23 protein-coding genes and 1 pseudogene are annotated in these 25,628 nt (G+C 71.0%); 16 read left to right on the top strand and 8 right to left on the bottom strand.

What is annotated here, in order from left to right; genetic code table 11:
- Positions 1-52 precede the first annotated feature (52 nt).
- The 3 genes and pseudogenes from ACH4S8_RS26930 to ACH4S8_RS26940 all read left to right on the top strand — a co-directional run bounded on the left by ACH4S8_RS26930 (position 53) and on the right by ACH4S8_RS26940 (position 2,388).
- A complete protein-coding gene (locus ACH4S8_RS26930; protein WP_398398364.1) occupies positions 53-1,636 on the top strand; it encodes an alpha/beta hydrolase in 1,584 nt (527 codons plus the stop codon).
- Positions 1,637-1,735: 99 nt separating this feature from the next.
- Positions 1,736-1,855: pseudogene (locus tag ACH4S8_RS26935) on the top strand (RidA family protein); the annotation flags it as partial.
- Positions 1,852-2,388, top strand: a complete 537-nt coding sequence (locus ACH4S8_RS26940; protein ID WP_398398366.1) for a GNAT family N-acetyltransferase — start codon at positions 1,852-1,854, stop codon at positions 2,386-2,388. The pseudogene ACH4S8_RS26935 and the gene ACH4S8_RS26940, both read left to right, overlap by 4 nt.
- A gap of 167 nt (positions 2,389-2,555) precedes the next feature.
- Here ACH4S8_RS26940 and ACH4S8_RS26945 read toward each other — a convergent pair whose 3' ends face one another.
- Entirely contained in the window at positions 2,556-3,143 is a 588-nt protein-coding gene (locus ACH4S8_RS26945) for an adenylosuccinate lyase (protein ID WP_398398369.1), read from the bottom strand.
- Between the two features lie 369 nt (positions 3,144-3,512).
- On the opposite strand from ACH4S8_RS26945, the gene ACH4S8_RS26950 reads away from it, so the two are divergent.
- The 9 genes from ACH4S8_RS26950 (at position 3,513) to pssA (ending at position 14,454) form a co-directional block, all read left to right on the top strand.
- Positions 3,513-5,318 (top strand): 3-hydroxyacyl-CoA dehydrogenase family protein, encoded by a 1,806-nt coding sequence (locus ACH4S8_RS26950; protein WP_398398371.1) that lies wholly within the window; start codon positions 3,513-3,515, stop codon positions 5,316-5,318.
- A gap of 136 nt (positions 5,319-5,454) precedes the next feature.
- The gene (locus ACH4S8_RS26955) at positions 5,455-6,267 is read left to right on the top strand and encodes a TetR family transcriptional regulator (RefSeq protein WP_398398373.1); all 813 of its coding nucleotides are present in this window, start codon (positions 5,455-5,457) and stop codon (positions 6,265-6,267) included.
- 429 nt (positions 6,268-6,696) lie between these two features.
- Positions 6,697-8,034, top strand: a complete 1,338-nt coding sequence (gene ccrA / locus ACH4S8_RS26960) for a crotonyl-CoA carboxylase/reductase (protein WP_398398375.1) — start codon at positions 6,697-6,699, stop codon at positions 8,032-8,034.
- Between the two features lie 9 nt (positions 8,035-8,043).
- Positions 8,044-10,092 (top strand): protein meaA, encoded by a 2,049-nt coding sequence (locus tag ACH4S8_RS26965; RefSeq protein WP_398398377.1) that lies wholly within the window; start codon positions 8,044-8,046, stop codon positions 10,090-10,092.
- Positions 10,089-11,054 carry a CoA ester lyase gene (locus ACH4S8_RS26970; RefSeq protein ID WP_326784643.1) on the top strand — a complete coding sequence of 322 codons (966 nt, stop codon included), beginning with the start codon at positions 10,089-10,091 and terminating at the stop codon, positions 11,052-11,054. Before ACH4S8_RS26965 ends, ACH4S8_RS26970 begins: the two co-directional genes overlap by 4 nt.
- A gap of 5 nt (positions 11,055-11,059) precedes the next feature.
- Positions 11,060-11,587, top strand: a complete 528-nt coding sequence (locus ACH4S8_RS26975; protein WP_355764065.1) for a MaoC family dehydratase — start codon at positions 11,060-11,062, stop codon at positions 11,585-11,587.
- A 2-nt stretch (positions 11,588-11,589) separates the two neighbouring features.
- Complete coding sequence (locus ACH4S8_RS26980; protein ID WP_386595378.1) at positions 11,590-12,795, top strand: acyl-CoA dehydrogenase family protein; 1,206 nt, start codon at positions 11,590-11,592, stop codon at positions 12,793-12,795.
- 170 nt (positions 12,796-12,965) lie between these two features.
- Positions 12,966-13,613, top strand: a complete 648-nt coding sequence (locus ACH4S8_RS26985; RefSeq protein ID WP_078943298.1) for a phosphatidylserine decarboxylase — start codon at positions 12,966-12,968, stop codon at positions 13,611-13,613.
- 22 nt (positions 13,614-13,635) lie between these two features.
- Complete coding sequence (pssA, locus tag ACH4S8_RS26990; protein WP_037621939.1) at positions 13,636-14,454, top strand: CDP-diacylglycerol--serine O-phosphatidyltransferase; 819 nt, start codon at positions 13,636-13,638, stop codon at positions 14,452-14,454.
- A 213-nt stretch (positions 14,455-14,667) separates the two neighbouring features.
- Here the strand turns inward: pssA and ACH4S8_RS26995 are convergent, their stop codons facing one another.
- From ACH4S8_RS26995 to ACH4S8_RS27015, 5 genes are all read right to left on the bottom strand, one after another.
- Entirely contained in the window at positions 14,668-15,927 is a 1,260-nt protein-coding gene (locus tag ACH4S8_RS26995; RefSeq protein ID WP_398398381.1) for an ABC transporter substrate-binding protein, read from the bottom strand.
- Positions 15,924-17,084: a branched-chain amino acid ABC transporter permease gene (locus ACH4S8_RS27000; RefSeq protein ID WP_398398383.1), complete on the bottom strand. Its 1,161-nt coding sequence runs from the start codon at positions 17,082-17,084 to the stop codon at positions 15,924-15,926. Before ACH4S8_RS27000 ends, ACH4S8_RS26995 begins: the two co-directional genes overlap by 4 nt.
- Positions 17,077-17,967 carry a branched-chain amino acid ABC transporter permease gene (locus tag ACH4S8_RS27005; RefSeq protein WP_398398385.1) on the bottom strand — a complete coding sequence of 297 codons (891 nt, stop codon included), beginning with the start codon at positions 17,965-17,967 and terminating at the stop codon, positions 17,077-17,079. The genes ACH4S8_RS27000 and ACH4S8_RS27005 overlap by 8 nt, the downstream gene beginning before the upstream one ends.
- Entirely contained in the window at positions 17,964-18,749 is a 786-nt protein-coding gene (locus ACH4S8_RS27010) for an ABC transporter ATP-binding protein (RefSeq protein ID WP_398398638.1), read from the bottom strand. The genes ACH4S8_RS27005 and ACH4S8_RS27010 overlap by 4 nt, the downstream gene beginning before the upstream one ends.
- Before the next feature lie 118 nt (positions 18,750-18,867).
- Positions 18,868-19,674 (bottom strand): ABC transporter ATP-binding protein, encoded by an 807-nt coding sequence (locus ACH4S8_RS27015; RefSeq protein WP_398398640.1) that lies wholly within the window; start codon positions 19,672-19,674, stop codon positions 18,868-18,870.
- 181 nt (positions 19,675-19,855) lie between these two features.
- Between ACH4S8_RS27015 and ACH4S8_RS27020 the strand changes: the two genes are divergently transcribed.
- Complete coding sequence (locus ACH4S8_RS27020; protein ID WP_398398387.1) at positions 19,856-21,085, top strand: PucR family transcriptional regulator; 1,230 nt, start codon at positions 19,856-19,858, stop codon at positions 21,083-21,085.
- Between the two features lie 271 nt (positions 21,086-21,356).
- Here ACH4S8_RS27020 and ACH4S8_RS27025 read toward each other — a convergent pair whose 3' ends face one another.
- On the bottom strand, positions 21,357-22,508 hold the full coding sequence (locus tag ACH4S8_RS27025; protein WP_398398389.1) for a glycerate kinase: 1,152 nt from the start codon (positions 22,506-22,508) through the stop codon (positions 21,357-21,359).
- 235 nt (positions 22,509-22,743) lie between these two features.
- On the opposite strand from ACH4S8_RS27025, the gene ACH4S8_RS27030 reads away from it, so the two are divergent.
- Both ACH4S8_RS27030 and ACH4S8_RS27035 read left to right on the top strand, forming a co-directional pair.
- Complete coding sequence (locus ACH4S8_RS27030; RefSeq protein WP_398398391.1) at positions 22,744-23,811, top strand: ADP-ribosylglycohydrolase family protein; 1,068 nt, start codon at positions 22,744-22,746, stop codon at positions 23,809-23,811.
- 26 nt (positions 23,812-23,837) lie between these two features.
- A complete protein-coding gene (locus ACH4S8_RS27035) occupies positions 23,838-24,329 on the top strand; it encodes an NUDIX domain-containing protein (protein WP_398398393.1) in 492 nt (163 codons plus the stop codon).
- Positions 24,330-24,517: 188 nt separating this feature from the next.
- Here ACH4S8_RS27035 and ACH4S8_RS27040 read toward each other — a convergent pair whose 3' ends face one another.
- Positions 24,518-24,805 (bottom strand): SHOCT domain-containing protein, encoded by a 288-nt coding sequence (locus ACH4S8_RS27040; protein WP_385407914.1) that lies wholly within the window; start codon positions 24,803-24,805, stop codon positions 24,518-24,520.
- A 252-nt stretch (positions 24,806-25,057) separates the two neighbouring features.
- Here ACH4S8_RS27040 and ACH4S8_RS27045 point away from each other — a divergent pair, with 252 nt between their 5' ends.
- Positions 25,058-25,489 carry a hypothetical protein gene (locus tag ACH4S8_RS27045; protein WP_387704060.1) on the top strand — a complete coding sequence of 144 codons (432 nt, stop codon included), beginning with the start codon at positions 25,058-25,060 and terminating at the stop codon, positions 25,487-25,489.
- The last annotated feature ends 139 nt before the right edge of the window (positions 25,490-25,628 follow it).

A 25,628-nucleotide genomic window follows, 5' to 3' on the forward strand; every position in this document is an offset into this window, starting at 1 on the left:
CGGCGAAGGCCGTGGCGTGCACGGCTCAGAATCCTCCGTCCTGGGAGGCCTTGTGAAGAAACACGCAGCCGCGCTGTGCGGGGCGGCCGTCGTGCTGGCCGGGATGATCACCTCGATCCCCGCCGACGCGAGCACCGGCTCCGCCGCCGTACCGCGCACCGCCCGGACCGCGAAACCCGTCTGGAAGAAGTGCGGCACCAGCAGCTATCCGACGCTCCAGTGCGCGTCCCTGAAGGTGCCACTGGATCATTCCAACCCGTACAGCGAGCGGATCACCCTCGCCCTGTCCCGTGTCCCGCACACCGCGAAGACCTTCCAGGGGCCGCTGCTGGTGAACCCGGGCGGCCCCGGCGGCAGCGGGCTCACGCTGGCCGGCTTCGTCGCCTCCGCGCTGCCCAAGGCCGTGGCGGCGCAGTACGACGTCATCGGCTTCGACCCGCGCGGTGTCGGCAGGAGCAAGCCGGCCCTCGACTGCGAGCCGGGGCACTTCAAGCCCGTCCGCCCCGACACCGTCCCGAGCACCAGGGCCCTCGAGCGGGCCAACCTCGCCCGCGCCGAGGGCTTCGCGAAGGCGTGCGGCACGAAGTACGCCAAACTGCTGCCGTACATGGACACGGTGAGCGCGGTCCGCGACATGGACGCGATCCGCGCCGCCCTCGGCACCAAGAAGATCAACTACTTCGGTTACTCGTACGGCACGTACCTGGGGGCCGTGTACGCCAAGCTCTACCCGCAGCGGGTCCGCCGGCTGGTCCTCGACTCCATCGTCGACCCCACGGGTGTCTGGTACGACGACAACATCAGCCAGGACTACGCCTTCAACGACCGCCACCTGGCGTTCCTGGCGTGGGTCGCCAAGAACGACGCGGCCTACAAGCTCGGCACGGACCCGGCCGTGGTCGAGGCCAAGTGGTACGCGATGCGCGCGGCACTCGCCAAGAACCCCGCGCAGAAGACGGTCGGCGCCTCCGAACTGGAGGACACCTTCATCCCGGGCGGTTACTACAACGGCTACTGGCCCTACCTCGCCGAGGCGTTCGCGTCCTATGTGAACAGCAAGAACTCGGACGCGCTCGTCGAGGCGTACGAGAACTTCGGCGCCGTCGACGCCTCGGGCGACAACGGCTACAGCATCTACACGTCGGTCCAGTGCCGTGACGCGTCCTGGCCGCGCGACTGGCGGCAGTGGCGCCGGGACAACTGGGCGGTCTACGACAAGGCACCGTTCATGGCCTGGAACAACGCCTGGTACAACGCGCCGTGCGCGTTCTGGCCCACGGACTCGCTCCGGCCGGTGGACATCTCCAACCGCCGGCTGCCGCCGACGCTGCTCTTCCAGGCGACCGACGACGCGGCCACTCCCTACGAGGGAGGGGTGACCGTCCATCACCAGCTGCGCGGCTCCAGCCTGGTGGTCGAACAGGGCGGCGGCAACCACGGCATCACGCTGAGCGGCAACGCCTGCCTGGACAAGTACCTGGCGGCCTATCTGGGCAGCGGCAAGGTGCCGCGCGGCCGCGGCGAGGCCGACGCGGTGTGCCGGACGCTGCCCGACCCGAAGCCGCTGACCGCGAAGGCCGCGTCCTCCTCGTCCCGGGGGTCGACACTGCACGGACTGCTCGGCTACCGGGGCTGAACCTCCCCCGCGCGCACGCCCGTCGGGGGCGATGTCGGACCCATGGTCCACCATGGACCCATGAGTGAGCCGACACGCATCCCCGCCCCCGACGGGGTCGCCCGCGCCGCGCACATCCCCGCGGAGCGTCTTCCCGCCGCCTCGGCGGTCCAGGTCGCCGCGCCGATCCGGCCCGAGTTCCTGATGGAGATCGAGGCGTACGCGGTGGTCGGCGCGTGAGCGGGCTGCGGGTGCGCGAGATGACCCTCGACGACTGTCCGCGCGTGGCCGAGATCCGGGTGCGCGGCTGGCAGAGCGCGTACAAGGGCCTGATACCGCAGTCGTACCTGGACGGGCTCAGTGTGGCCGAGGACGCCGCGCGCCGCCGCCGCACCCTCGAAGAGGGGGACGGCAGTGCGGTGAACCTGGTCGCGGAGCGCGCCGGGGCCGTGGTCGGCTGGGCCTGCCACGGACCGCACCGGGACAGTGAAGTCCGGTCCGGGGAGGTCGAGTTGTACGCGATCTATGTCCATCCCGACATGCAGGGCCAGGGCGTCGGACAGGCGCTGCTGCGGGAGTCCGTGGGCCGCTGCGCGGCGGCCGGGCACGAGCGCATGCTGCTGTGGGTCCTCAAGGAGAACAGCCCGGCCCGGCGTTTCTACGAGAGAGCCGGCTTCCGCCCCGACGGCGCCGAGGAGCCCTTCGAGGCGGCCGGGGTCGCGGTGCCCGAGGTGCGCTACGCGCGCGTGCTGACCGGCGCGGGGCAGGACTGACGAAGGCGGGCCGGCCCGGCACCGGACGATGCGCGCCGCACCGGCCCACATGGGCGGACAGCCGGGTGCAGGAACCCGCTCACGTGCGCACAGGCGCGAGCCGGGCACACCGGCCCACGTGAGCGCACGTGCGGATGGGGCCACTGCCGACGGATCTCCGACTCAGGTCACTGGGCCCGTTCCTCGGGCAGCCGGGTCAGGGCGCGCACGGCCGTCTCGGCGAGCGCGGGGTGGGCGAGCGCCTCGTTCAGGACCCGTCTCGCCCGGGCGTCGCCCAGGACGCCCAGACCTTCCGCGCACGCGAGGGCGACCTTGCGGTAGGGGTCGTGCGGGCGCAGCCTGCGCTCCAGGGTGGTGATCAGCGCGGGTACGGCCTCGGGCGCGCGCAGCCGGACCAGGAGCCGGACCGGCTGGAGCGCGTACGCGACCCGCAGTTCGTTGGTGGCGAGCGCCGCGGCGGCGCGGGCGGTGCGCGGGTCGCCGAGCCGGGCCAGGGCGTGGGCGGCGGACGCGCAGCGCTCGGGATCGCGGTGGTTGAGCAGCAGGACGAGCGCCTCGAAGGCCCGCCGGTCCCCTGCCGTGCCGAGCCGGAAGGCGACCAACTCCCGCGCCCAGAGCGGCTGTCCGGGCTCGGTCAGCGCGGCGGCCAGTACATCGGGGTCCTCCGTCCCCGCCAGCCGTTCGTAGGCCGCCGAGGATCCGGCCCCGGCCTCGGCGCGCAGACGCTCTGTGAGTGATCGCAACGCTTCGTCCATGGACCGAGCTTAGGCAAGCCCGTGAGGTGCGGGGACGTACATCACAAAGTCGGGGGCTGGCGCGCTCGTTACCGGCGGGTTAAGCTCAGACGAGCGAGTTACCCACTCGTGTCTCACCTCTCGGTGGCCTGGTGACGCAGCCACCGCGAGAGCAGTCGGTTCGGTACTTCAGGTACCTCAGTACGACATGGCTCCGGGACAGGGCCGGTCGGCTTTCACCTCCCATGGGCGCCCGTTCCGCGGCGCTCGGGGACGGCACCGGGCGTGTGCGCTCGTCAGCCCGGAAACACCCGCAACCTCCGCACGGTGTGCGCCTGTCGGCGCACCCGCGTGCGCTCCTCAGCCGTCACCACTTTCTGGAGTCCCGCGATGGCCACTCCCCTGTCCGACACCTCTCTGTCCCCGCTGAAGACCGTCGCCGTCGTCGGCCTCGGCACCATGGGCACCGGCATCGCCGAAGTCCTGGTCCGGGCCGGCCGTGACGTGATCGGCATCGACATCAGCGAAGCCGCGGCCACCCAGGCCGTGGCCACCCTCGAAGCCTCCACCGCCCGCGCCGTGCGACGCGAGCACCTGAGCGACGCGGAGCGCACGGACGCCCTCGCCCGCTTCCGCACCTTCACCGACCTCGCGGCCGCCGCCGACGCCGACCTCGTCATCGAGGTGACCCCGGAGTCGTACGACATCAAGCAGCAGGTCTTCCGGGCGCTCGACGGCATCGTGCGCCGCGAGGCGATCCTCGCGACAGGCACCAACGCCCTGTCCGTGACCCGCCTGGCGGCCGACTCGGCCCACCCCGAGCGCGTTCTCGGTCTGCACTTCTTCAACCCGGCGCCCGCGATGAAGCTCGTCGAGGTCGTCTCCTCGGTGCTGACCGCGCCCACCGCCGTGGCCGCGGTGACCGATCTGGCCCTGGAACTCGGCAAGGAGCCGGTCGCGGTGGGCGACCGCCCCGGTTTCGTCGCCGACGGCCTGCTCTTCGGCTACCTCAACCAGGCGGCCGCGATGTACGAGGCGAAGTACGCCTCCCGCGAGGACATCGACGCGGCGATGAAGCTCGGCTGCGGACTGCCCATGGGCCCGCTCGCCCTGCTCGACCTGATCGGCGTGGACACCGCACGGACCGTCCTGGAGGCGATGTACTCCGAGTCGCGCGACCGGCTGCACGCCCCCGCGCCCATCCTCAAGCAGCTCAGCGAGGCGGGCCTGACCGGACGCAAGTCCGGCCGCGGCTTCTACTCGTACGAGGCCCCGGGCAGCGACGCCGTCGTGCGGGACGCGCTGACGCCGCTGGACGGCGCCGTCCTGGCGGAGGGGCGCACGGTCCGCTCGGTGGGTGTCGCCGGCTCCGGCACGATGGCCTCCGGGATCGCCGAGGTCTTCGCCAAGGCCGGGTACGAGGTCGTCCTCGCCGCCCGTACGGAGGAGAAGGCGCAGACCGCGAAGGCCCGGATCGGCAAGTCGCTGTCCCGGTCCGTCGACAAGGGCCGGATGACGGCCGAGGCGGCGGCGAAGACCCTGGACCTGATCACGCCGACCGGCAGCTACGACGACTTCGCCGACGTGGACCTCGCGCTGGAGGCGGTCGCCGAGGACCTGGAGATCAAGCAGCAGCTGTTCGGCACGTTCGACAAGGTCTGCAAGCCCGGCGCGATCCTCGCCACCACCACCTCCTCGCTGCCCGTCGTCGCCTGCGCCCGCGCCACCTCGCGCCCGCAGGACGTCATCGGCATGCACTTCTTCAACCCGGCCCCGGCGATGAAGCTCGTCGAGGTCGTGCGGACCGTGCTGACCGCGGACGACGTCCACGCCACCGTGCGCGAGGTCTGCGCGAAGATCCGCAAGCACCCGGTGGACTGCGGTGACCGGGCCGGCTTCATCGTGAACGCGCTGCTGTTCCCGTACCTGAACAACGCGATCAAGATGGTGCAGGAGCACTACGCCTCGCTGGACGACATCGACGCGGCGATGAAGCTGGGCGGCGGCTACCCGATGGGGCCCTTCGAGCTGCTCGACGTGGTCGGGCTCGATGTCTCGCTGGCCATCGAGAAGGTCCTGCACCGCGAGTTCCGGGACCCGGGACTGGCCCCCGCCCCGCTCCTGGAACACCTGGTGGCCGCGGGCTGCCTCGGCCGCAAGACGGGCCGCGGCTTCCGCGAATATGCCCGCCGCTGAGGGTAAAGGCGACCGGTTCGCGGCCGACGCCGACTGGGGCGGACTGCTGGGCCCCGCCGTACACCCCCCGCCCTTCCGGGGCGGGGGGATCCCCGGACATGCGCGCTCTCCTGCGCACATGCAGTACGTTCGGGGCATGTCCCAGCCCGCCAAGTCCTCACGTACACCAGCCACGCCCGACGCGCCGGAGAGCGCCGCGGGCAGTCGCGCGGCGGCCCAACGCCTCAAGATGCGCCGGGAACTGGCGGCCGCGGCCATGGAGCTGTTCGCCGCCAAGGGGTACGAGGCGACCACCGTCGACGAGATCGCGGCCCGGGCCGGAGTGGCCCGCCGTACGTTCTTCCGCCACTTCCGCTCCAAGGAAGAGGCGATCTTCCCCGATCACGACGACACCCTGATCCGGGCCGAGGCGGTGCTCAACGCGGCCCCCGCGCACGAGCATCCGCTCGACACCGTGTGCCGCGGCATCAAGGAAGTCATGAGGATGTACGCGGCCCAGCCGGAGATCTCCGTCTCGCGCTACAAGCTGACGCGCGAGGTGCCGACGCTGCGCGAGGCCGAGATCGCCTCGGTGGCCCGCTACGAGCGCCTCTTCACCCGCTATCTCCTGGGCCACTTCGACGAGCACGCGCACGACGACGACGCCAACGACGATCCGCTGCTCGCGGAGGTCGCCGCGTCGGCCGTGGTCACGGCCCACAACCACGTCCTGCGGCGGTGGCTGCGGGCCGGCGGCCAGGGCGACGTGGAGTCGCAGCTGGACCACGCCTTCGCCATCGTCCGCAAGACCTTCGGCACCGGGATCGGCGCGGGACGGGAGACCGCGCCGCGACCGGCGCCCGCCTCGTCCTTCACCGAGGGGGACGTCCTGGTGACCGTCGCCCGTGTCGACGCTCCGCTCGACCAGGTGATGCGCACCATCGAGCAGGCACTCAAGGAACGGTCGTAGCGGCCCGCCCCCACGGATCGGCCCGACTTCTCCGACCACGCGCCGGACACGCTCACTTCGAGCGCGTCCGGCGTTTTTTGTGCCCTTGTTTGAGCGTTTTGCCCGCCATCCTGATCGATCATCGCTCACGTGTTACGTAAAGATTTCACCTGAGCGCAACTTCTGGCACTCCGTGCCTTGTCAGGTGACACGGCGTGCCATACGTTGAAGGAGTCCGGGCGGCCGGCGTGCAGAGACCATACGTACGCCGGCTGTCCCCGCAAGCCACATGGCCTGCGCGCCCGGACGCCTGCGTCACAGGCAACCTCCTGCGCCAACCACAGCGCTGCCACAGCACCACCCTCCGCCGGACCGACGGCACACCCCTCAGCAGCACCGACGTACCCCTCAGCGTTCTCCCTCGGAACGCGCATCGCCGGAGGCAACACCGTGAAGGAAATCCTGGACGCGATTCAGTCGCAGACGGCCACGTCCGCCGACTTCGCCGCTCTTCCGCTCCCCGACTCCTACCGCGCGATCACCGTGCACAAGGACGAGACGGAGATGTTCGCCGGGCTCAGCAGCCGCGACAAGGACCCCCGCAAGTCGATCCACCTGGACGACGTGCCGGTGCCGGAGCTGGGACCGGGCGAGGCCCTGGTCGCCGTCATGGCGTCCTCCGTGAACTACAACTCGGTCTGGACGTCGATCTTCGAGCCGGTGTCGACCTTCAACTTCCTGGAGCGCTACGGGCGGCTCAGCGACCTCAGCAAGCGCCACGACCTGCCGTACCACATCATCGGTTCGGACCTCGCGGGCGTCGTCCTGCGCACCGGCCCGGGCGTGAACTCCTGGAAGCCCGGCGACGAGGTCGTCGCGCACTGCCTGTCCGTCGAGCTGGAGTCCTCCGACGGCCACAACGACACGATGCTCGACCCCGAGCAGCGCATCTGGGGCTTCGAGACCAACTTCGGCGGCCTCGCCGAGATCGCGCTCGTCAAGTCCAACCAGCTCATGCCGAAGCCGGACCACCTGAGCTGGGAGGAGGCCGCCGCTCCCGGACTGGTGAACTCCACCGCCTACCGGCAGCTGGTCTCCCGCAACGGCGCCGGCATGAAGCAGGGCGACAACGTCCTGATCTGGGGCGCGAGCGGCGGACTCGGCTCGTACGCCACGCAGTTCGCGCTCGCCGGCGGCGCCAACCCGATCTGTGTCGTCTCCAGCGAGCAGAAGGCGGACATCTGCCGCTCGATGGGCGCCGAGGCGATCATCGACCGCAGCGCCGAGGGCTACAAGTTCTGGAAGGACGAGACCACCCAGGACCCGAAGGAGTGGAAGCGCTTCGGCAAGCGCATCCGCGAGTTCACCGGCGGCGAGGACATCGACATCGTCTTCGAGCACCCGGGCCGCGAGACCTTCGGTGCCTCGGTGTACGTCACCCGCAAGGGCGGCACCATCACCACCTGCGCCTCGACCTCGGGCTACATGCACGAGTACGACAACCGCTACCTGTGGATGTCGCTGAAGCGGATCATCGGCTCGCACTTCGCGAACTACCGCGAGGCCTGGGAGGCCAACCGGCTCGTCGCCAAGGGCAAGATCCACCCGACGCTCTCCAAGGTCTACTCCCTGGAGGAGACCGGGCAGGCCGCCTACGACGTGCACCGCAACCTCCACCAGGGCAAGGTCGGCGTCCTCGCGCTGGCGCCCGAGGAGGGCCTGGGCGTGCGCGACCAGGAGAAGCGCGCCCAGCACATCGACGCCATCAACCGCTTCCGGAACGTCTGAGGTCCATCCATGACAGAGCGTCAGACAGCCGACGGTCAGAGGGTGAAGGACCGGCCGTGGCTCATGCGCACGTACGCCGGCCACTCCACGGCCGAGGCGTCCAACGAGTTGTACCGGCGTAACCTCGCCAAGGGGCAGACAGGGCTCTCCGTGGCCTTCGACCTGCCGACGCAGACGGGCTACGACCCCGACCACATCCTCGCCCGCGGCGAGGTCGGCCGGGTCGGCGTGCCGGTCTCGCACCTCGGTGACATGCGCCGGCTGTTCCAGGACATCCCCCTGGAGCAGATGAACACCTCGATGACCATCAACGCCACCGCCATGTGGCTGCTGGCGCTCTATCAGGTCGTCGCCGAGGAGCAGGGTGCGGACATCACCAAGCTCCAGGGCACGACCCAGAACGACATCGTGAAGGAGTACCTCTCGCGGGGGACGCACGTCTTCCCGCCGGTGCCCTCGCTCCGTCTCACGACGGACATGATCACGTACACGGTCAACCACATCCCCAAGTGGAACCCGATCAACATCTGCAGCTACCACCTGCAGGAGGCGGGCGCCACGCCGGTCCAGGAGATCGCGTACGCGATGTCCACCGCGATCGCCGTCCTGGACGCGGTGTTCGCGTCCGGGCAGATCGCCGAGGACCGCAAGGGCGATGTCGTGGCCCGTATCTCCTTCTTCGTGAACGCGGGTGTCCGCTTCATCGAGGAGATGTGCAAGATGCGGGCGTTCGGGCGGATCTGGGACAAGATCACGCGTGAGCGGTACGGCATCGAGGACCCCAAGCAGCGGCGCTTCCGGTACGGCGTCCAGGTCAACTCCCTCGGCCTGACCGAGGCGCAGCCGGAGAACAACGTCCAGCGGATCGTGCTGGAGATGCTGGCCGTCACCCTGTCCAAGGACGCCCGCGCCCGTGCCGTCCAGCTGCCCGCGTGGAACGAGGCGCTGGGCCTGCCCCGCCCGTGGGACCAGCAGTGGTCGCTGCGCATCCAGCAGGTGCTGGCGCACGAGAGCGACCTGCTGGAGTACGAGGACATCTTCGAGGGCTCGCACGTCATCGAGGCCAAGGTGACCGCCCTCGTCGAGGAGTCGCTGGCCGAGATCGCCCGGATCGAGGAGATGGGCGGCGCGATGGCCGCCGTCGAGTCCGGCTACCTCAAGTCGCAGCTCGTCTCCTCGCACGCCGAGCGCCGGGGCCGTATCGAGGGCGGCACCGACAAGATCGTCGGCGTCAACGTCTTCCAGTCGACCGAGCCGAACCCGCTCACGGCCGACCTGGACGCGGCGATCATGACGGTCGACCCCGCGGTCGAGGCCCGGGTGATCTCGGCGCTGGGGACCTGGCGCGACACGCGGTACCAGCCGCCCTTCAACCACCCGCGTCCGTGCAAGGCGCTGGAACGGTTGAAGGAGGCCGCGAAGGGCACCGCCAACCTCATGGAGGCCACCCTGGAGTGCGCCCGCGCCGGTGTCACCACCGGCGAGTGGGCCGGGGCCCTGCGCGAGGTGTTCGGCGAGTTCCGCGCCCCGACCGGTGTCTCGTCGGCGCCCGTCGCGGTCACCGCCGAGGAGGGCACGGCGCTCGCGCTGGTGCGCCGCAAGGTGGAGCTGACCGCCAAGGACCTCGGCGCCGGCAACCTCCGGTTCCTGGTGGGCAAGCCGGGCCTGGACGGGCACTCCAACGGCGCCGAGCAGATCGCCGTGCGGGCCCGCGACGCCGGCTTCGAGGTCGTCTACCAGGGCATCCGGCTCACCCCGGAGCAGATCGTGGACGCGGCCGTGGCCGAGGACGTGCACGCTGTCGGCCTGTCCATCCTGTCCGGCTCGCACGCCCAGCTGGTGCCGGACGTCCTGGAGAAGATGCGCACGGCCGGCGCGGGCGACATTCCGGTGATCGCGGGCGGGATCATCCCGAACGCGGACGCCGAACAGCTGCGGGCCGCAGGAGTGGCCGCGGTCTTCACCCCGAAGGACTTCGACATCACCGGAATCATCGGCCGTATCGTCGACGAGATCCGGAAAGCGAACAAGCTCGACCCCCTGGAGGTCCCCGCATGACCACGCCCGTCAACCGTCTGCGTCCCAGGCGCTCCTGTCTCGCCGTGCCGGGCAGCAACCCCCGCTTCCTGGAGAAGGCCCAGGGGCTGCCCGCGGACCAGGTCTTCCTGGACCTGGAGGACGCGTGCGCGCCGCTGGCCAAGCCCGACGCCCGGCACACCATCGTCAAGTTCCTCAACGAGGGTGACTGGACCGGCAAGACGCGGGTCGTGCGCGTCAACGACTGGACGACCGAGTGGACGTACCGCGATGTCGTCACGGTCGTCGAGGGCGCGGGGCAGAACCTCGACTGCATCATGCTGCCGAAGGTCCAGACGGCCCAGCAGGTCGTGGCGCTCGACCTCCTGCTGACGCAGATCGAGAAGACGATGGGCTTCGAGGTCGGCAAGATCGGCATCGAGGCGCAGATCGAGAACGCCCAGGGCCTGAACAACGTCAACGAGATCGCCACCGCCTCGCAGCGCGTGGAGACCATCATCTTCGGCCCGGCCGACTTCATGGCGTCGATCAACATGAAGTCGCTGGTCGTCGGTGAGCAGCCGCCCGGCTACCCGGCGGACGCCTACCACTACATCCTGATGAAGATCCTGATGGCCGCCCGCGCCAACAACCTCCAGGCGATCGACGGTCCCTACCTGCAGATCCGCAACATCGACGGCTACCGCGCGGTCGCGCAGCGCGCCGCGGCCCTCGGCTTCGACGGCAAGTGGGTGCTGCACCCGGGTCAGGTGGAGGCCTCGAACGAGATCTTCTCCCCCTCGCAGGAGGACTTCGACCACGCCGAGCTGATCCTGGACGCGTACGACTACTACACGTCCGAGGCCGGCGGCAAGAAGGGCTCCGCGATGCTCGGCGACGAGATGATCGACGAGGCCAGCCGCAAGATGGCCCTCGTCATCTCGGGCAAGGGCCGGGCCGCCGGCATGCAGCGCACCACCTCGTTCGAAGCCCCGGAGGCCTGAGCACCATGCAGTTCGGACGCACCTACGAAGAGTTCGAGGTCGGGGCGGTGTACAAGCACTGGCCCGGAAAGACGGTCACGGAGTACGACGACCACCTCTTCTGCCTGCTGACCATGAACCACCACCCGCTCCACATGGACAGCAACTATGCGGAGAAGACGACCGATTTCGGCAGGAACGTCGTCGTCGGCAACTACATCTACTCGCTGCTGCTGGGCATGTCCGTGCCGGACGTCTCCGGCAAGGCGATCGCCAACCTGGAGATCGAGTCGCTGAAGCACGTGGCGCCGACCTTCCACGGCGACACGATCTACGGCGAGACCACGGTCCTCGACAAGACGCCCTCCCGGTCCAAGTCGGACCGCGGGATCGTCTACGTGGAGACCAAGGGCTACAAGCAGGACGGCACGCTGGTCTGCGTGTTCCGCCGCAAGGTGATGGTCCCCACCGAGACGTACATCAAGGAGCGCGGCGGCGAGCAGCCCGGCCGGCCCGAACTCACCGCCCCGGCGGAGAAGAAGACGGAGAAGTAGTCATGGCGCGACTCGCCCAGACCGCCGGTCTGACCGATGTCCAGCAGGAGATCCTCTCCACGGTCCGCGATTTCGTGGACAAGGAGATCATCCCGGTCGCCACCGAGCTGGAGCACCGCGACGAGTACCCGCAAGCGATCGTCGACGGGCTCAAGGAGCTGGGTCTGTTCGGTCTGATGATCCCCGAGGAGTACGGGGGTCTGGGCGAGTCGCTCCTCACCTACGCGCTGTGCGTGGAGGAGATCGCCCGCGGCTGGATGTCGGTCTCCGGCATCATCAACACCCACTTCATCGTGGCGTACATGCTCAAGCAGCACGGGACGCAGGAGCAGAAGGAGTACTTCCTGCCCCGTATGGCGCTCGGCGAGGTGCGCGGCGCCTTCTCGATGTCGGAGCCGGGACTCGGCTCCGATGTGTCGGCGATCACGTCCAAGGCGGTCAAGGACGGCGACGAGTACGTCCTGAACGGCCAGAAGATGTGGCTGACGAACGGCGGATCGTCGACTCTGGTGGCCGTTCTCGTCAGAAGTGACGAAGGACACCCCGAGGGCACGGCACCCCACAAGTCGATGACGACCTTCCTCGTGGAGAAGGAGCCCGGCTTCGGAGAGGTCCGTCCCGGTCTGACCATCCCCGGCAAGATCGACAAGATGGGTTACAAGGGGGTCGACACCACCGAACTCATCATGGACGGACTGCGCATTCCGGCCAATCGGGTCCTCGGCGGCACCACCGGCCGAGGGTTTTACCAAATGATGGACGGAGTCGAGGTCGGCCGCGTGAACGTGGCGGCCCGTGGCTGCGGTGTCGCACAGCGTGCGTTCGAGCTCGGCGTCTCATATGCCCAGCAACGTCACACTTTCGGCAAGGCGATCGCCCAGCACCAGGCCATCCAGTTCAAGCTGGCCGAAATGGCTACCAAGGTCGAGGCCGCCCATGCAATGATGGTGAACGCAGCTCGCAAAAAGGACTCCGGGGAACGAAACGACCTTGAAGCAGGGATGGCGAAGTACCTCGCCTCCGAGTACTGCAAAGAGGTAGTGGAAGATGCGTTCCGGATCCACGGCGGCTACGGCTTCTCCAAGGAGTACGAGATCGAGCGCCTCTACCGTGAGGCACCGATGCTGCTGATCGGCGAAGGTACCGCCGAGATCCAGAAAATGATCATCGGGCGCCGACTGCTCGAAGAGTATCGACTCCAGGGCTAGATGTCCGGGTTCGGGGTGTTTTCTTCGCGAAGAAGATCACACCCCGTCAGCTCTCTTCAGCCGTCGACTCCGCATCTTGGCTTGCCCAGTTGCGGTCTGCGACCGGTACGATCGCGTGAAAGCCGCCGTCCCCCGTTCGAGCGCGGCATCATCCGCTACGAAGGTCATCCATGCCCCACAGCCAAACCTCTGCACCTCGCGGCCGGGTCCGCCTCGCGCGCGGAGCATCGCCGTGGCTTCTCCCGACCGTTGCCACCGCAGCACTCAGCCTGGCCCGTTCGCGCCGTTCCGGCGCGGCCAAGGCCGTGGCCGTACCCGCCACCGCGCTCGCGGCCGGGATGCTGTGGTTCTTCCGCGACCCAGAGCGTGAGATCACGCAGGGCCGGGTCATCTCGCCCGCCGACGGTGTGGTGCAGAGCATCATGCCGTGGAAGGACGGACGCACCCGCGTCGCGATCTTCATGAGCCCGCTCAACGTCCACGTCAACCGCGCGCCCCTCTCCGGCACGGTGACCTCGGTCGAGCACATCCCCGGTGGGTTCGTCCCGGCGTTCAACAAGGAGAGCGAGAACAACGAGCGCGTCGTCTGGCACTTCGACACCGAGCTCGGTGACATCGAGATGATCCAGATCGCCGGCGCCGTCGCCCGTCGCATCGTGCCTTACATCCCGCAGGGGACGAAGGTCGAGCAGGGCGACCGGATCGGCCTGATCCGCTTCGGCTCGCGCGTCGACATCTACCTCCCCGAGGGTGTCGAGGTCGACGTGGAGGTCGGTCAGAAGACCGTGGCTGGGGTGACTCGAATTGACCGTGATTGATCCCGAGACACAGGCCGGCTGGGTGCCGGAGGCCGATGAGGTGGACGACGAGGAGGAGATGCCCCTCTCGCTCCGCCTCTCGATAGCGGACACGCTCACCCTCGGCAACGCCACGTGCGGCTTCATGGCGGTGTACTTCACCACCACCGGCATCCTGATCCCGCACCTCACGGGCAGCGACGAGTCGGGCATGGCCCGTCACTCCGCCGCGACGGCCGTGATCCTCATGCTCTGCGCCGCGGTCTTCGACCTGTTCGACGGCCTGGTGGCCCGCAAGCTGCGCTCCTCCCCCATGGGCGCCGAGCTGGACAACCTGTCCGACCTGATCAGCTTCGGGCTCGCGCCGGCGTACTTCGTGCTGGTGTACGGCATGGTCGCGGACGACGCGTACCAGAAGGTGGCGGCGGTCGGAGCGATCGTGGTGCTCCTCGCCGTGGTGCTGAGGCTCGCGAGATTCTCCTGTGTCACGGTGAAGGACGGCACGTTCCAGGGCATGCCGAGCCCGTTCGGCGCGCTGACGGTCGTCTCGATCATCCTGCTCGAGCTGCCCTTCGTCGCCACGCTCATGGCGATCATGGGCACGGCCTGGCTGATGGTGAGCCGGGTCGAGTACCCCAAGCCGCGGGGCCGCCTCGCCGTCGCGATGCTCTCGTGGATCGTCCTCTCGATGGGTCTCCTGGCCGCGTGGGCGTTCGACGCTCCGGGCGGACAGCTGCTCCTGCAGACCGGCTGTGCGCTGCAGCTGGTCATGGGCGCCGTGATCCCGCTGTTCGCCACGGCCCGCCGGGTGAACAACTTCCGGGGCAACCGCCGCGAGGCGCGCGCCGCGCAGCTCCCGTAACACCCCGCAGAACGCCGAAGGGCCCCGAACCACACGGTTCGGGGCCCTTCGGCTTGGGCGGCTCGGGCGGAAGCCTCCGCGCCCGGACGGAAGCCCTCGCGCTCCGGAGGAAGCCCTGCGTCCCGGCGCGGAGCCCTCCCGGCGCGGAGCCCTCCCGCTCCGGGCGCCCCCGCGCCGGGACGCAGGGGATCGTGCGCCGGGCGTGCGCCGGTTTCAGGCGCCGGGTGTGTACCCCTGGGCGACGGACGAGGCCTCCGCCGCACGGACGACCTTCATCCCGCCCACGGCGTTCTTGTCGGGCCGCAGGATGACGCTCTCCTTCGACGACGCCGCCTTCGGGTCGGTGAAGTCCTGGACCGTGCCGAACCCCGGGTCGAACGCGCCGATGGTCAGCAGGGCCCTGTCGACGCCCTCACGGGTGAGGTCCTTGGCCGCGCAGGCCTTCTTCAGTGCCTCTCCGAACGCCGAGGCGGCCGTCCAGCCGGCCACCACGCCGTTGTCCAGGGAGTCCTTCGGATAGGCGGCCCGGTAGTCCGCGACCAGCTTCTTCGCCTTCGGGGTGTCCGCGCCGACGGGCAGCGAGGGGCTGGCCACGTAGTAGTTCGCCTCCAGGGCCGGGGCCGCCGCGGTGGCGAGGAGCTGCGGGGCGAACGCCGAGTTGTTGCCGATCACCGGCACACCGAACTTCAGGGCCGCCGCGACCCCCACGAGCGAGGCCGCCTGCCGCGGGCCCGCGCTGATCACGACGGCCTTCACCCCGGCCTTCTTCAGTGCGACGACCTGACCGGTCATGTCGTTGTCGGTCGGCTTGATCTTCTGTTCGACGACCTTGAGCCCCGCCTGCTTCGCCATGTACCGGGAGCCCGTCAGGGCGTTCTCGCCGTAGTCGCCCTCGAAGTACACATGGCCGATGCTGTCGCCCTTCCTCAGCCCCTTCTCCTTCATCAGGAAGTCGATCGCGTTGATCGTCTCGATGTCGTACGTGGAGCCGATGGGCCGGATGTACGGGCTGCCCAGCAGCGTGGCCGACCAGGCCTGCGGCAGGACCAGGCCCTTGTCCCGGCCGTCGATGCGCTGCTTGACGGCCGCGACGAACGGCGAGCCGATGAACTGGGTGAAGCCCAGCACCTTCGGCGCCAGCTCCGTGTAGCCGGAGACGGCCTTCTGCGGGTCGTAGCCGTGGTCGCGGACCGTCAGTGCCAGCTTGTAGCCGCAGACGCCGCCGGCGGCGTTGGTCTGCCTCACATAGAGCTGCTGGGCCTGGGTGACGCTCTTGCCGAGGGTCGCGTAGACGCCGCTCATGTCCGTGAGCGCTCCGAGGCTGATCGTCTTCCCGGAGATCCCCTCACCGGTCCTCACCCCGCCGGCCGACCCCTTGTCACCGCCGTCCTCGGCCTTGGAGCTGCATCCGGCCAGGACGAGCAGGGCGGCCAGCGCCCCGGCGGCCAGCCTCGCGGTGTGTGTCGTTCTCATCGTTCCTCCCCTTCGGTGGCCCCGGGACGGGGCGTGACGCGGGCCCCGGGACGGGGCGTGACGCGAAGCCGGGCGGCCATCCTGACCAGGCCGCCCGGGACGAAGAGCACCACCGCCACGACGGCGGCGCCGTACAGGTACCGGGCCGCCTCGCCGGGCGCGATCCCGCCCGTGCCCGGGTCGGAGACCAGGGGCAGGCTGTCGCTGTAGCGGGTCAGCAGCTGGGGCAGCAGCGAGACGAACGCGGCCCCGGCCACCGCCCCGGCGACCGAGCCGAGCCCCCCGATGACGATCATGGCGAGGTAGTCCAGCGAGAGCGTGATCCCGAAGTAGTCGGGCACCGTGCGCTGGAAGACCAGGGCGAGCAGCACCCCGGCCAGGCCCGCGTACATCGAGGACAGGACGAAGACACCCGCGCGGTACCGGGCGACGGGCACACCGAGCACCCCGGCCGCGACCCGGTGGTCGCGGATCGCGTTCATGGCCCGGCCCGGCCGCCCGCGCAACACCCCGCGGGCGAAGAGGGCGCAGCCCAGGAGCAGCAGCAGACCCACGTACCAGAGCTTCTCGGCCGAGCCGAACGGCACCTGCGCGACGAGCAGCTCGCGGTCGTCGAAGGTGAGACCGAAGAGGCTGAGCGGCGGCACGTCGCGGCCGTTGAAGCCGCCGGTCAGATCCCGGGCGTTGAACAGGACGTGCTGTCCGATGAAGATCAGGGCGAGCGTGGCGATACCGAGGTAGGCGCCGCGCAGCCGTCCCGCGATCGGGCTGAACAGGCCCCCGGCGATCCCGGAGACGGCCACGGCGAGCACGGCCGCGAGCCAGGCCGGCAGCCCGAGGCCGGCCAGTCCGTCGCTCCCGTCGGCGGCGAACACGCAGTAGCCGTACGCGCCGACCGCGAGGAAGAAGGCGTGTCCCATGGAGAGCTGCCCGGTCGCGCCGGTCAGCAGGTTCAGGCCGATCGCACCGATCGCGGCGGCCATCGCGAACAGGCCGGCCTCCAGCCAGAAGCGGTCGACGTAGAAGGGCAGCGCGAGCAGCAGGACGGCACCGGCCGCACCGGTGGCGGTCCGGGCAGCGGGCGGCCGGACCGGGAGCCGGCGGCGGGCGGGGCGGGGCGCGCTGTCCGCCTCGTCGCGGGTGAGGACCTCAGACACGGGCGAGCTCCTTCGTGCCGAACAGCCCGGCAGGCCGGACGAGCAGGATCGCGACCATGACGACGTAGGGCGCGAGATCGCCGAGGCCGCGTCCGAGGAAGGTGAGGTCGCTCTGGTAGCCGGTGGCCAGGGACTCGGTGACGCCGACGAGGAGTCCGCCGACCAGTGCGCCGGTCGTCGAGTCGAGGCCGCCGAGGATCGCCGCGGGGAACGCCTTGAGCGCGGCGAGCGAGGTGGCGCGTTCCAGCCCGGGGGTCGGGAAGACGGTCAGGAACAGCGCGGCGACGGCCGCGAGGCCGCCGGCGACCGCCCAGGCCCCGAGCGACACCCGGCCGAGCCGGACGCCCATCAGGGCCGCGGTCTCCGGGCTCTCCGCGGCGGCGCGCGTCGCCACGCCCCAGGAGGTGTACCGGAAGGCCAGCAGGAAGGCCGTGATGAGCAGGGACGCCGTGACGAAGGCGGCGATCCGGGTGTGGGCGACGGAGACGGGTCCGACGGTGAGGACGGCGTCGCCCCAGGGGTCGCCCAGCGCCAGGACGTCGGTGCCGATCCGGCGGGTCAGTTCGGTGGTGAGCAGGATGTCGACGCCGATGGTGACGATCGCGAGGACGCTCTGGTCGGAGCCCCGGTAGCGGCGTATCACCAGGAACTCCACGGCGGCCCCCACCAGGGCGGCACCCGCGACCCCGGCGAGCAGGGCGGGCCAGAAACCGATGTCGTCGTGCAGGGTCGCGGTGACGTAGCCGCCCGCCAGCAGCAGGGAGGCGTGCGCGAAGTTGACGACCTCGGTGGCCCGGAAGATGACGACGAAGCCGAGCGCGATGAGGGCGTAGACGGAGCCCGACGACAGTCCGTTGAGCAGGAGTTCGGCGAAGGTGCTCATGACGCGGTCTCCTCCGGTTCGGCGCGCTCGCCCAGATAGGCGCGTACCACCGCCGGATCGTTCTGTACGTCCGCGGGGGTGCCGTCGGCGATCCGGCGCCCGAAGTCGAGTACGGTCACCGTGTCCGCGAGCCGCATCACCACCCCCATGTCGTGTTCCACGAGCACGATCGAGATGCCGAGGCTGTCGCGGACGCCCGCGATGACCGCGGCGGTACGGCGCCGTTCATCGGCGGTCATGCCCGCGACGGGTTCGTCCAGGAGCAGGACCCGGGGCTCCGTGCACAGGGCACGGGCGAGTTCGGCGAGCTTCTGCTGCCCGTACGGGAGCGAACCGGCGGACCGGCCGAGCTGTCCCCGAAGACCCACGAACTCGGCGATCTCACGGACGCGTTCGCGGTGGCGCCGGTCCTCGCGGGCCGCCGAGGGCAGCCGCAGCCCGGCGGCGAGGAATCCGGCGCGGGTCAGCCGGTGGCGGCCGAGCAGCAGGCAGTCCTCGACGGTGGCGTGCGGGGGCAGGGCGAGGTTCTGGAAGATCCGGGCCACGCCGAGCCCGGCGATCCTGTGCGGCGGCAGGCCGGTGAGCTCGTGCTCCCCGAGGCGGACGCTTCCGGCGGCGGGCCGGCACACACCGGACAGCACGTTGAAGCAGGTCGACTTTCCGGCGCCGTTGGGGCCGATGAGGGCGTGCACGGTACCCGGTCGCACGGTGAAGCCCACCGCGTCGAGCGCAGTCAGCCCGGCGAAGCGCACGGTCACGTCCCGGACGTCGAGCGACGGGATGCCGGAAGGCACGGTCGGCTGAACGGCCGTGCGGGCCACCGATGTTGCCGCGTCGGCCCGTACGGTCGCCGGAGCGGCCGTGCGGGCCGGGGCGGTGTCGCGTTCTTCCACGGTGGGTTCACCCCTTCCAGCGGGACAGGGACGGCAGGTCGCCGGGTGCGGCCCCGCCGTCGGCCGCGGCGTCCTCGTCGACCACGCCGAGATAGCGGCGGCGCACCTCGTCGGAGGCGGCGAGTTCGTCCGCGGGACCGGACAGGGTGACCTCGCCGACCTCCAGGACGTAGGCGCTGGAGGCGAGACGCAGGGCGAGGGCGGCGTTCTGTTCGACGAGCAGGACCGAGGTGCCCTGTTCGTTGATCTCCCGCACGGTGTCGGCGATCCGCGCGGCCATCAACGGGGCGAGCCCGAGGGAGGGTTCGTCGAGCAGCAGCACCTTCGGGGCGCCCATGAGCGCCCGGCCGACCGCGAGCATCTGCTGCTCCCCGCCGGACAGCAGCCCCGCCCGCTGGCCGGCGCGGTCGGCGAGGACGGGGAACAGCTCGTGCACCCGCCGCAGGGCGCGCGCCCGGCCGACGCGTCCGCCCGCGGAGCCGAGGGCACCGGCGCGCAGATTGTCCGCGACCGTCATCCGGCTGAACACCCGTCGCCCTTCGGGGACTTGGGAGACCCCGGCGGCCACCACCCGGTCCGGCGGCAGCCGGTCGAGCCGGCGTCCGCCGAAGGTGACCGTGCCGCCGGTGACCGCGCCCCCGTGGAAGGAGAGGGTCCGGCACACCGCCCGCAACAGCGTCGACTTTCCCGCGCCGTTGCCGCCGAGGACCGTCACCACGCTCCCCTCGGGCACGTCCAACGACACATCGCGCAGTGCGCGTACGGGGCCGTATCCGACCGACAGTTCCCGCACGAGCAGGGCGGAACCGCCCATGGCATCTCCCTTCTCCTCGCTCGGTGTGGCGCTCACCTCAGCACCGGCGAAGACCCCCGTCCACGGGCTGCGGCACAAACGCGGCGGGAGCCCACCGATGGCGCCCGCCCGTTGTGCACGCGCACAACACCGCGTGTCAGGGGCCTGTGCGCCCCCGTGTCCCGGTGGCATCCTCCGGGCCATGGGAGGGCGCGGACCACGGACCGGTCATGACTGGAAGCTGCTCGCGGAGTCGTGCGCGGCTCTGCTGGAACGGCTGCCCGAGCTCGTCGACGAGCACGTCAGGCAGCTCACCGAGTACTCCCCCGTCTACGGACAGGTGCTGCCGTACGACCAGCAGTGGCGGGAGGCGGAGACCGCGATGCGCATCGGCATCAAGGCGATCTCCGCACCGCGGGACTCACCGCGCCGCGATCTGGAGCACGCCGAGGAGGCGGGGCGGCGCCGGGCCCACCAGGGGCTGCCGCTCGAACTCCTCGTGCACGCCTACCGGGCCGCGGGCTATCTGGTGTGGGACGCGCTGATGGAGAGCGCGGCGAGCCGTGAACCCGAGCGGCTCGCGGTGCTCATGCGGTGCGCCACGATGGTGTGGGCGGCCGTGGACGCGCAGGCCAGGGCCGCCTCGGAGTCCTACCTCGCCACGGAACGGGAGCTGCGGCGGCGCACCGACGAACAGCTGCAGGCCCTGCTCGACGCCCTGCTGGAGGGCCAGGAGACACCGGGGCTCGCGGCGCGGGCGGCGGCCGGACTCGATCTGCCCGAGCACGGACCGTACGCCGTCGTCGTGCTGCGCACGGAGCGCCACGACGGACGGGACGTGTGCGTCCGGCCGGTGCTGGGCGCCGGGCTGCGGTTCATCTGGCGGATGCGGGCCGACTGCGAGATCGCGGTGGTGGCGCTGGACGCCGGACAGGGCCTGGACGGAGTGGCCCGGCTGCTGGACGGCAGACGTTCGGGTCCCGGTGGCATCAGTCCCGTGGTCTCGGGCCTCGGCGAGCTGGGGCGGGCCCGGCGGTGGGCCGAACTGGCGCTGCGCACCTGTCCGCCGGACGCGACCGGGGTCGTACGCCTCGATCAGCGGATGCCGACGGCGCTCGTCGTGAGCCAGCCGGAGCTGGCGGGACGGCTGGTGTCGGAGGTGTTCGGGGCGCTGCTGGAGCTCGAACCCGGGGACCGGGCCGTGCTGATCGAGACGCTGGACGTGTGGCTGGCCTGCGAGGGCTCGGCGGGACGCGCGGCAGGGCGTCTGTACTGCCACCGGAACACCGTCTTCAACCGGCTGCGCCGGCTGGAACAGCTGACCTCGCGCTCCCTGGCCCGCCCCCGCGACCTGATCGAGATGACCCTGGCCCTGGACGCCTACCGGCTGGCGGGCGCCAGGGCGGTCACGGGGGCGGGGCCGGGACGGTGAACCCCGGTGACCCCCGAGGGCCCTCGGACCGGGCCTTGGGCACACTCGGACCGGGCCGCGGACCGTCGGAACCGGACCCGTGGCCCTCGGACCGGGCCCTGGGCACACTCGGACCGGACCGCGGACCGTCGGAACCGGACCCGTGGCCCTCGGACCGGGCCCTGGGCACACTCGGACCGGACCGCGGGCACTCGGACCGGGCCGCGGACCGTCAGGACCGGACCCGTGGCCCTCGGACCGGGCCGTACCGTGCCGTGCCGTGCCGTGGGACTCAGACCAGGAAGTCCCGCCCGATGTTCTCCGCCACCCGTTCCAGGATCGGTCCGGCGTCGGCGAGGCACGTCGCGATGTCGGGCTCGGCCTCGGTGAGCGGATACGCCCGCCGGATGCCCGCCCTGCCGAGCTCCTCGGGCCGGAGCGCGAGACGGCCGCACACCGCGACGACCTCCTTGCCCGCCGCCCGGGCGGCCGCCGCGACCCCGGCGGGCGCCTTGCCGTGCAGGGTCTGCTCGTCCAGCGACCCCTCACCGGTGATCACCAGCGTGGCGCGTTCCAGCGCGGGCGCGAAGCCCAGCACCTCGAGCATCACCTCGATCCCGGGCCGGAAACGGGCGCCGAGCACCAGTGCCCCGTAACCGACCCCTCCCGCGGCACCGGCGCCGGGCGCGGCGGCGTACCCGGCGGCCTTCGGCCCGATCTCCTTCTCCAGGACGCCGGCGAAGTGGGCGAGGGCGGCGTCCAGCACCGCCACGTCGTCGGGACCGGCCCCTTTCTGGGGACCGTAGACGGCGGGCGCGCCCGTGGGGCCGGTCAACGGGTTGTCCACGTCGCTGGCGAGCACGAGGCCGACCGCGGCAAGCCGGTCGTCGAGGCCCGACAGATCGGCGCGCTCCACGTCGGCCAGTGCGGCGCCGCCGGGAGCCACCGGCTCGCCCTCCGCGTCGAGGAAGCGCGCGCCGAGCGCGGAGAGCATGCCCGCTCCGCCGTCGGTCGTCGCGCTGCCGCCCACGCCGAACACGATGGTGCGGGCGCCGGCGTCCAACGCGGCGCGCAGCAGTTCCCCGGTGCCGTACGTCGAGGACGAGAGCGGCGCGAAGACGCCCTTGGGCAGCCGCTGCAGCCCGCTCGCCTCGGCCATCTCCACGACCGCGGTCGACCCTCGCAGGGCGAACGCGGCGGTCACCTCGTGGCCCAGCGGGCCTGCGACGCGCACCTCGCGGCGCTCGAAACCGGCCGCGACCGCCGCGTCGACGGTGCCGTCGCCGCCGTCGGCCACGGGCAGCGACTCGACCTCGGCGTGCGGAGCGACCCGGCGCAGCCCGGCCGTCACCCGCTCCGCGACCTGTACGGCCGTCAGCGATCCCTTGAACTTGTCCGCCGCGATGAGCACACGCGGGGTCCGATCCACAGCGGCGTCCGCCACCTTGCATTCCCCTTGCTTCCGGGCCTTGCACACGTCAAGGCAGTCGCGCCGCTGCGACCCTAACCGGAGCGGACCCTCCTCGTCATGCCCCTGCCCAGCCCTCGGGACCGGCCCCGGGGAACGGCCGGCCGCCGGTCCGCGCGGCGCTCGTGCCGGGGCCCCGGCAACCCCCGGAGCATTCGATTCCGCGCCGCCCCGGCGAGCACACGCGCCCGGAATCGGTTAGACCGGAGCCATGACCCCTGTGGGCACCGACATCGCCGACCGCGTCCTCGGCGGCTGGCTGGGCCGGATCGCGGGCAACATGCTCGGCAAGCCGGTCGAGCAGGGCGACCACTGGACGCGGGACCGGATCGACCGCTACCTGCGGCAGGCCTCGGCCCTGCCCCTGACCGACTATCTCCCCGGGCCCGCCGACGACGGTGAGGGGGGCGAGTTCGAACTGCGGCCCGAGTGGCGCGACTGCGTGCGCGGGCGCATCCACGGCAGCTGCCGTGACGACGACGTGGACTACGCGATCCTCGGCCTCGACCTGCTGGAGACGCACGGCTTCTCGTTCAGCACCGAGCAGGTCGGTGACCTGTGGCTGACGCGGCTTCCGTATCTCCAGACGTTCACGGCGGAGCGCGTCGCCTACCGCAACCTCGCCCGGGGTCTGAAACCGCCGGTGACGGCGACGTACGAGAATCCGTACCAGGAGTGGATCGGCGCGCTGATCCGCGCCGACGTCTACGGCTGGACGTGCCCGGGGCTGCCGCGGCGCGCGGCCGCGCTGGCCCGCCGTGACGCCGTCCTGTCCCACTCCGGCAACGGCGTCTACGGCGCGATGTGGGCGGCGGCGCTGATCTCCGCGGCCTTCACCGCCCCGTCGGTCCGGGACGCGCTGGACACGGCGCTCGACGTGATCCCCGCGAGCAGCCGTCTGTCCCGCACCGTACGCCGGGTGATCGCGCTCCACGAGACCGGGATGGCCTGGGAGGACACGCTCACCACCCTGTCCGAGGAGACCGCCGGGATGGGCTGGATCCACACGGTCCCGAACGCGGCGGTGCTGACCGCCGGGCTGCTGTACGGCGACGGCGACTTCACCCGCACCATCACGCTGACGGTCCGCGGCGGCCTGGACACCGACTCGAACGGCGCGACCGCGGGCTCCGTCGCGGGCGTCCTGTGCGGGGCGGAGGCGATTCCCCCGCAGTGGAAGGACCCGCTGGAGAACACCGTCCGCAGCGCGGTGTTCGGCTTCGACGGGGTACGGATCAGCGAGCTCGCGTCACGCACGGTCGCGCTGGCGAAGGCCTGAACGGGTCTTCTCGTTACCCTTCTGGGGTGAGCACTTCGGACTATGCCGCCTATATCGCCGGCCTGCCCCGTGTCCTCGTCGGGGCCGCCGCCCTCTTCCGTGACGCCGACGGGCGGGTGCTGCTCGTCGAACCGAACTACCGCCCGGGCTGGACGCTTCCGGGCGGGACCGTGGAGTCGGACGACGGCGAGAGCCCGCGGCAGGGGGCGCGCCGCGAGACGGCCGAGGAGATCGGACTCGACGTGGAGCTCGGACGGCTGCTGGCGGTCGACTGGATCCTCGGGCCGGAGCGCCCGCCGCTGGTGGCCTATCTGTACGACGGAGGGGTGCTGGACGACCGGGAGCTCAAGTCGATCCGGCTGCAGGAGGAGGAACTGCTGTCCTGGCGGCTGGTGCCGCGCGAGGACGTGGTGGGCCATCTGTCCGGCGCCACGGGCCGTCGCGTGCTCGCCGCACTCGACGTCCTGGCGGACGGCTCGGGCACGGCGGAACTGGAGAACGGTCACCGGGTGGGCTGACGACGGCCACCGGGCGGGCTGCCGGGGAGTCCTTCGCACACCCCGGCGGCGGTTCCTTCGCACACCTCGGCGGCCGGGGGCCGAGCCCCCGGCCGCCGGGCCGGTGTTCGCGAAGCGGGTCCCGGTCGGGGTCCTCGAGGAGGCTCGTCAGGGGTCCTCGACGAGGGCCTCGACCGGGCGTATGCGGGTCAGCCGAGAATCCGGGCCTTCTGCGCCTCGAACTCGGCTTCGGTGAGCACGCCCTGGGCCTTGAGGTCCCCCAGCTGCTTCAGCTGATCGATCTTGCTGGTCATCTCGTCGGCCGGCGCGGCGGGCGGAGGCGGGGGCGGGGGCTGCTGCTCCTGGTACTGGTACTGCTGCTGCGCTTCCTGCTGGGCCCATCGTCCCTGCTGACGACGGGACACACGGTTCGAGACGGCGGTGGCCGTACCGGCCACCACGGCGGTGCGGGCGACCCCGCGGAGGAGACCTGGCACGGTGGTTTCCTTTCCGGCACGAGGCATACAGAACAAGCCCGGAAGGGATGCGATCCCTTGTGCGCGCCGAATTCGCCCCGGCGCGCCGGGCAGCTCCATTGGAACACCGAACCGCTTTCCCCGCACGTCGGCCCAGGGCCTGTCCGGCGCGATTCCCGACGATCTGCCGGTCCGTCATTCCCGTGGCAAGCTGAAATGTGGCCACCGACCGTCGACCGGTCGGTGGCGAGGTCTACGCAAGAGGAGCTCGCAATGGCTACGACGGGTATGCACCACCGGCAGGAATCCGCCGGCAGCTCGGGGGCGTGGGTGTCCGGCTGGACCGCCTTCGCCGGAGTCATGATGATCTTCGGAGGCGCGATGGCGATATTCCAGGGCATCGCCGCCATCGCCAAGGACGACGTCTTCGTCACCACCCGCAACTACGTCTACACGTTCAACCTCACGAGCTGGGGCTGGATCCACCTCACCCTCGGCGTCCTGATCGTCCTCGCCGGCATCGCCGTGTTCCGCGGCATGCTGTGGGCCCGGATCGTCGGCATCACCCTGGCGGGGCTCGCCATGGTCGCCAACTTCATGTGGCTGCCGTACTCCCCGGTGTGGGCCAGCGTGCTGATCGCCATCGACGCCTTCGTCATCTGGGCGCTGTGCGTCGGATCCGGCCGGGACGCCCGTACCGCGTAACCCACCGCGACCTCCCCGAAGTCCCCGGACCACCGGCGGGCCCCCCCCCCCGGGGGGGGGCGCCCCCCGGGGGCGGCCCGTTGCGGTGCCGGCCCCCCCCGCGCCCCCGCGCCCCCCCCCGGGGGGCGCGGTCGGGAGA

This window comes from Streptomyces sp. NPDC021080 (assembly GCF_044333225.1).
Lineage (GTDB): Bacteria > Actinomycetota > Actinomycetes > Streptomycetales > Streptomycetaceae > Streptomyces.

What these genes read in the sequence shown, in the direction of transcription:
- ACH4S8_RS26945 (WP_398398369.1), bottom strand. Translation starts at nt 3,143, where the DNA reads ATGGACGAAGCGTTGCGATCACTCACAGAGCGTCTGCGCGCCGAGGCC.
- ACH4S8_RS26950 (WP_398398371.1), top strand. Translation starts at nt 3,513, where the DNA reads ATGGCCACTCCCCTGTCCGACACCTCTCTGTCCCCGCTGAAGACCGTC.
- ACH4S8_RS26955 (WP_398398373.1), top strand. Translation starts at nt 5,455, where the DNA reads ATGTCCCAGCCCGCCAAGTCCTCACGTACACCAGCCACGCCCGACGCG.
- ACH4S8_RS26965 (WP_398398377.1), top strand. Translation starts at nt 8,044, where the DNA reads ATGACAGAGCGTCAGACAGCCGACGGTCAGAGGGTGAAGGACCGGCCG.
- ACH4S8_RS26970 (WP_326784643.1), top strand. Translation starts at nt 10,089, where the DNA reads ATGACCACGCCCGTCAACCGTCTGCGTCCCAGGCGCTCCTGTCTCGCC.
- ACH4S8_RS26975 (WP_355764065.1), top strand. Translation starts at nt 11,060, where the DNA reads ATGCAGTTCGGACGCACCTACGAAGAGTTCGAGGTCGGGGCGGTGTAC.
- ACH4S8_RS26980 (WP_386595378.1), top strand. Translation starts at nt 11,590, where the DNA reads ATGGCGCGACTCGCCCAGACCGCCGGTCTGACCGATGTCCAGCAGGAG.
- ACH4S8_RS26985 (WP_078943298.1), top strand. Translation starts at nt 12,966, where the DNA reads ATGCCCCACAGCCAAACCTCTGCACCTCGCGGCCGGGTCCGCCTCGCG.
- ACH4S8_RS26995 (WP_398398381.1), bottom strand. Translation starts at nt 15,927, where the DNA reads ATGAGAACGACACACACCGCGAGGCTGGCCGCCGGGGCGCTGGCCGCC.
- ACH4S8_RS27005 (WP_398398385.1), bottom strand. Translation starts at nt 17,967, where the DNA reads ATGAGCACCTTCGCCGAACTCCTGCTCAACGGACTGTCGTCGGGCTCC.
- ACH4S8_RS27015 (WP_398398640.1), bottom strand. Translation starts at nt 19,674, where the DNA reads ATGGGCGGTTCCGCCCTGCTCGTGCGGGAACTGTCGGTCGGATACGGC.
- ACH4S8_RS27020 (WP_398398387.1), top strand. Translation starts at nt 19,856, where the DNA reads ATGGGAGGGCGCGGACCACGGACCGGTCATGACTGGAAGCTGCTCGCG.
- ACH4S8_RS27030 (WP_398398391.1), top strand. Translation starts at nt 22,744, where the DNA reads ATGACCCCTGTGGGCACCGACATCGCCGACCGCGTCCTCGGCGGCTGG.
- ACH4S8_RS27045 (WP_387704060.1), top strand. Translation starts at nt 25,058, where the DNA reads ATGGCTACGACGGGTATGCACCACCGGCAGGAATCCGCCGGCAGCTCG.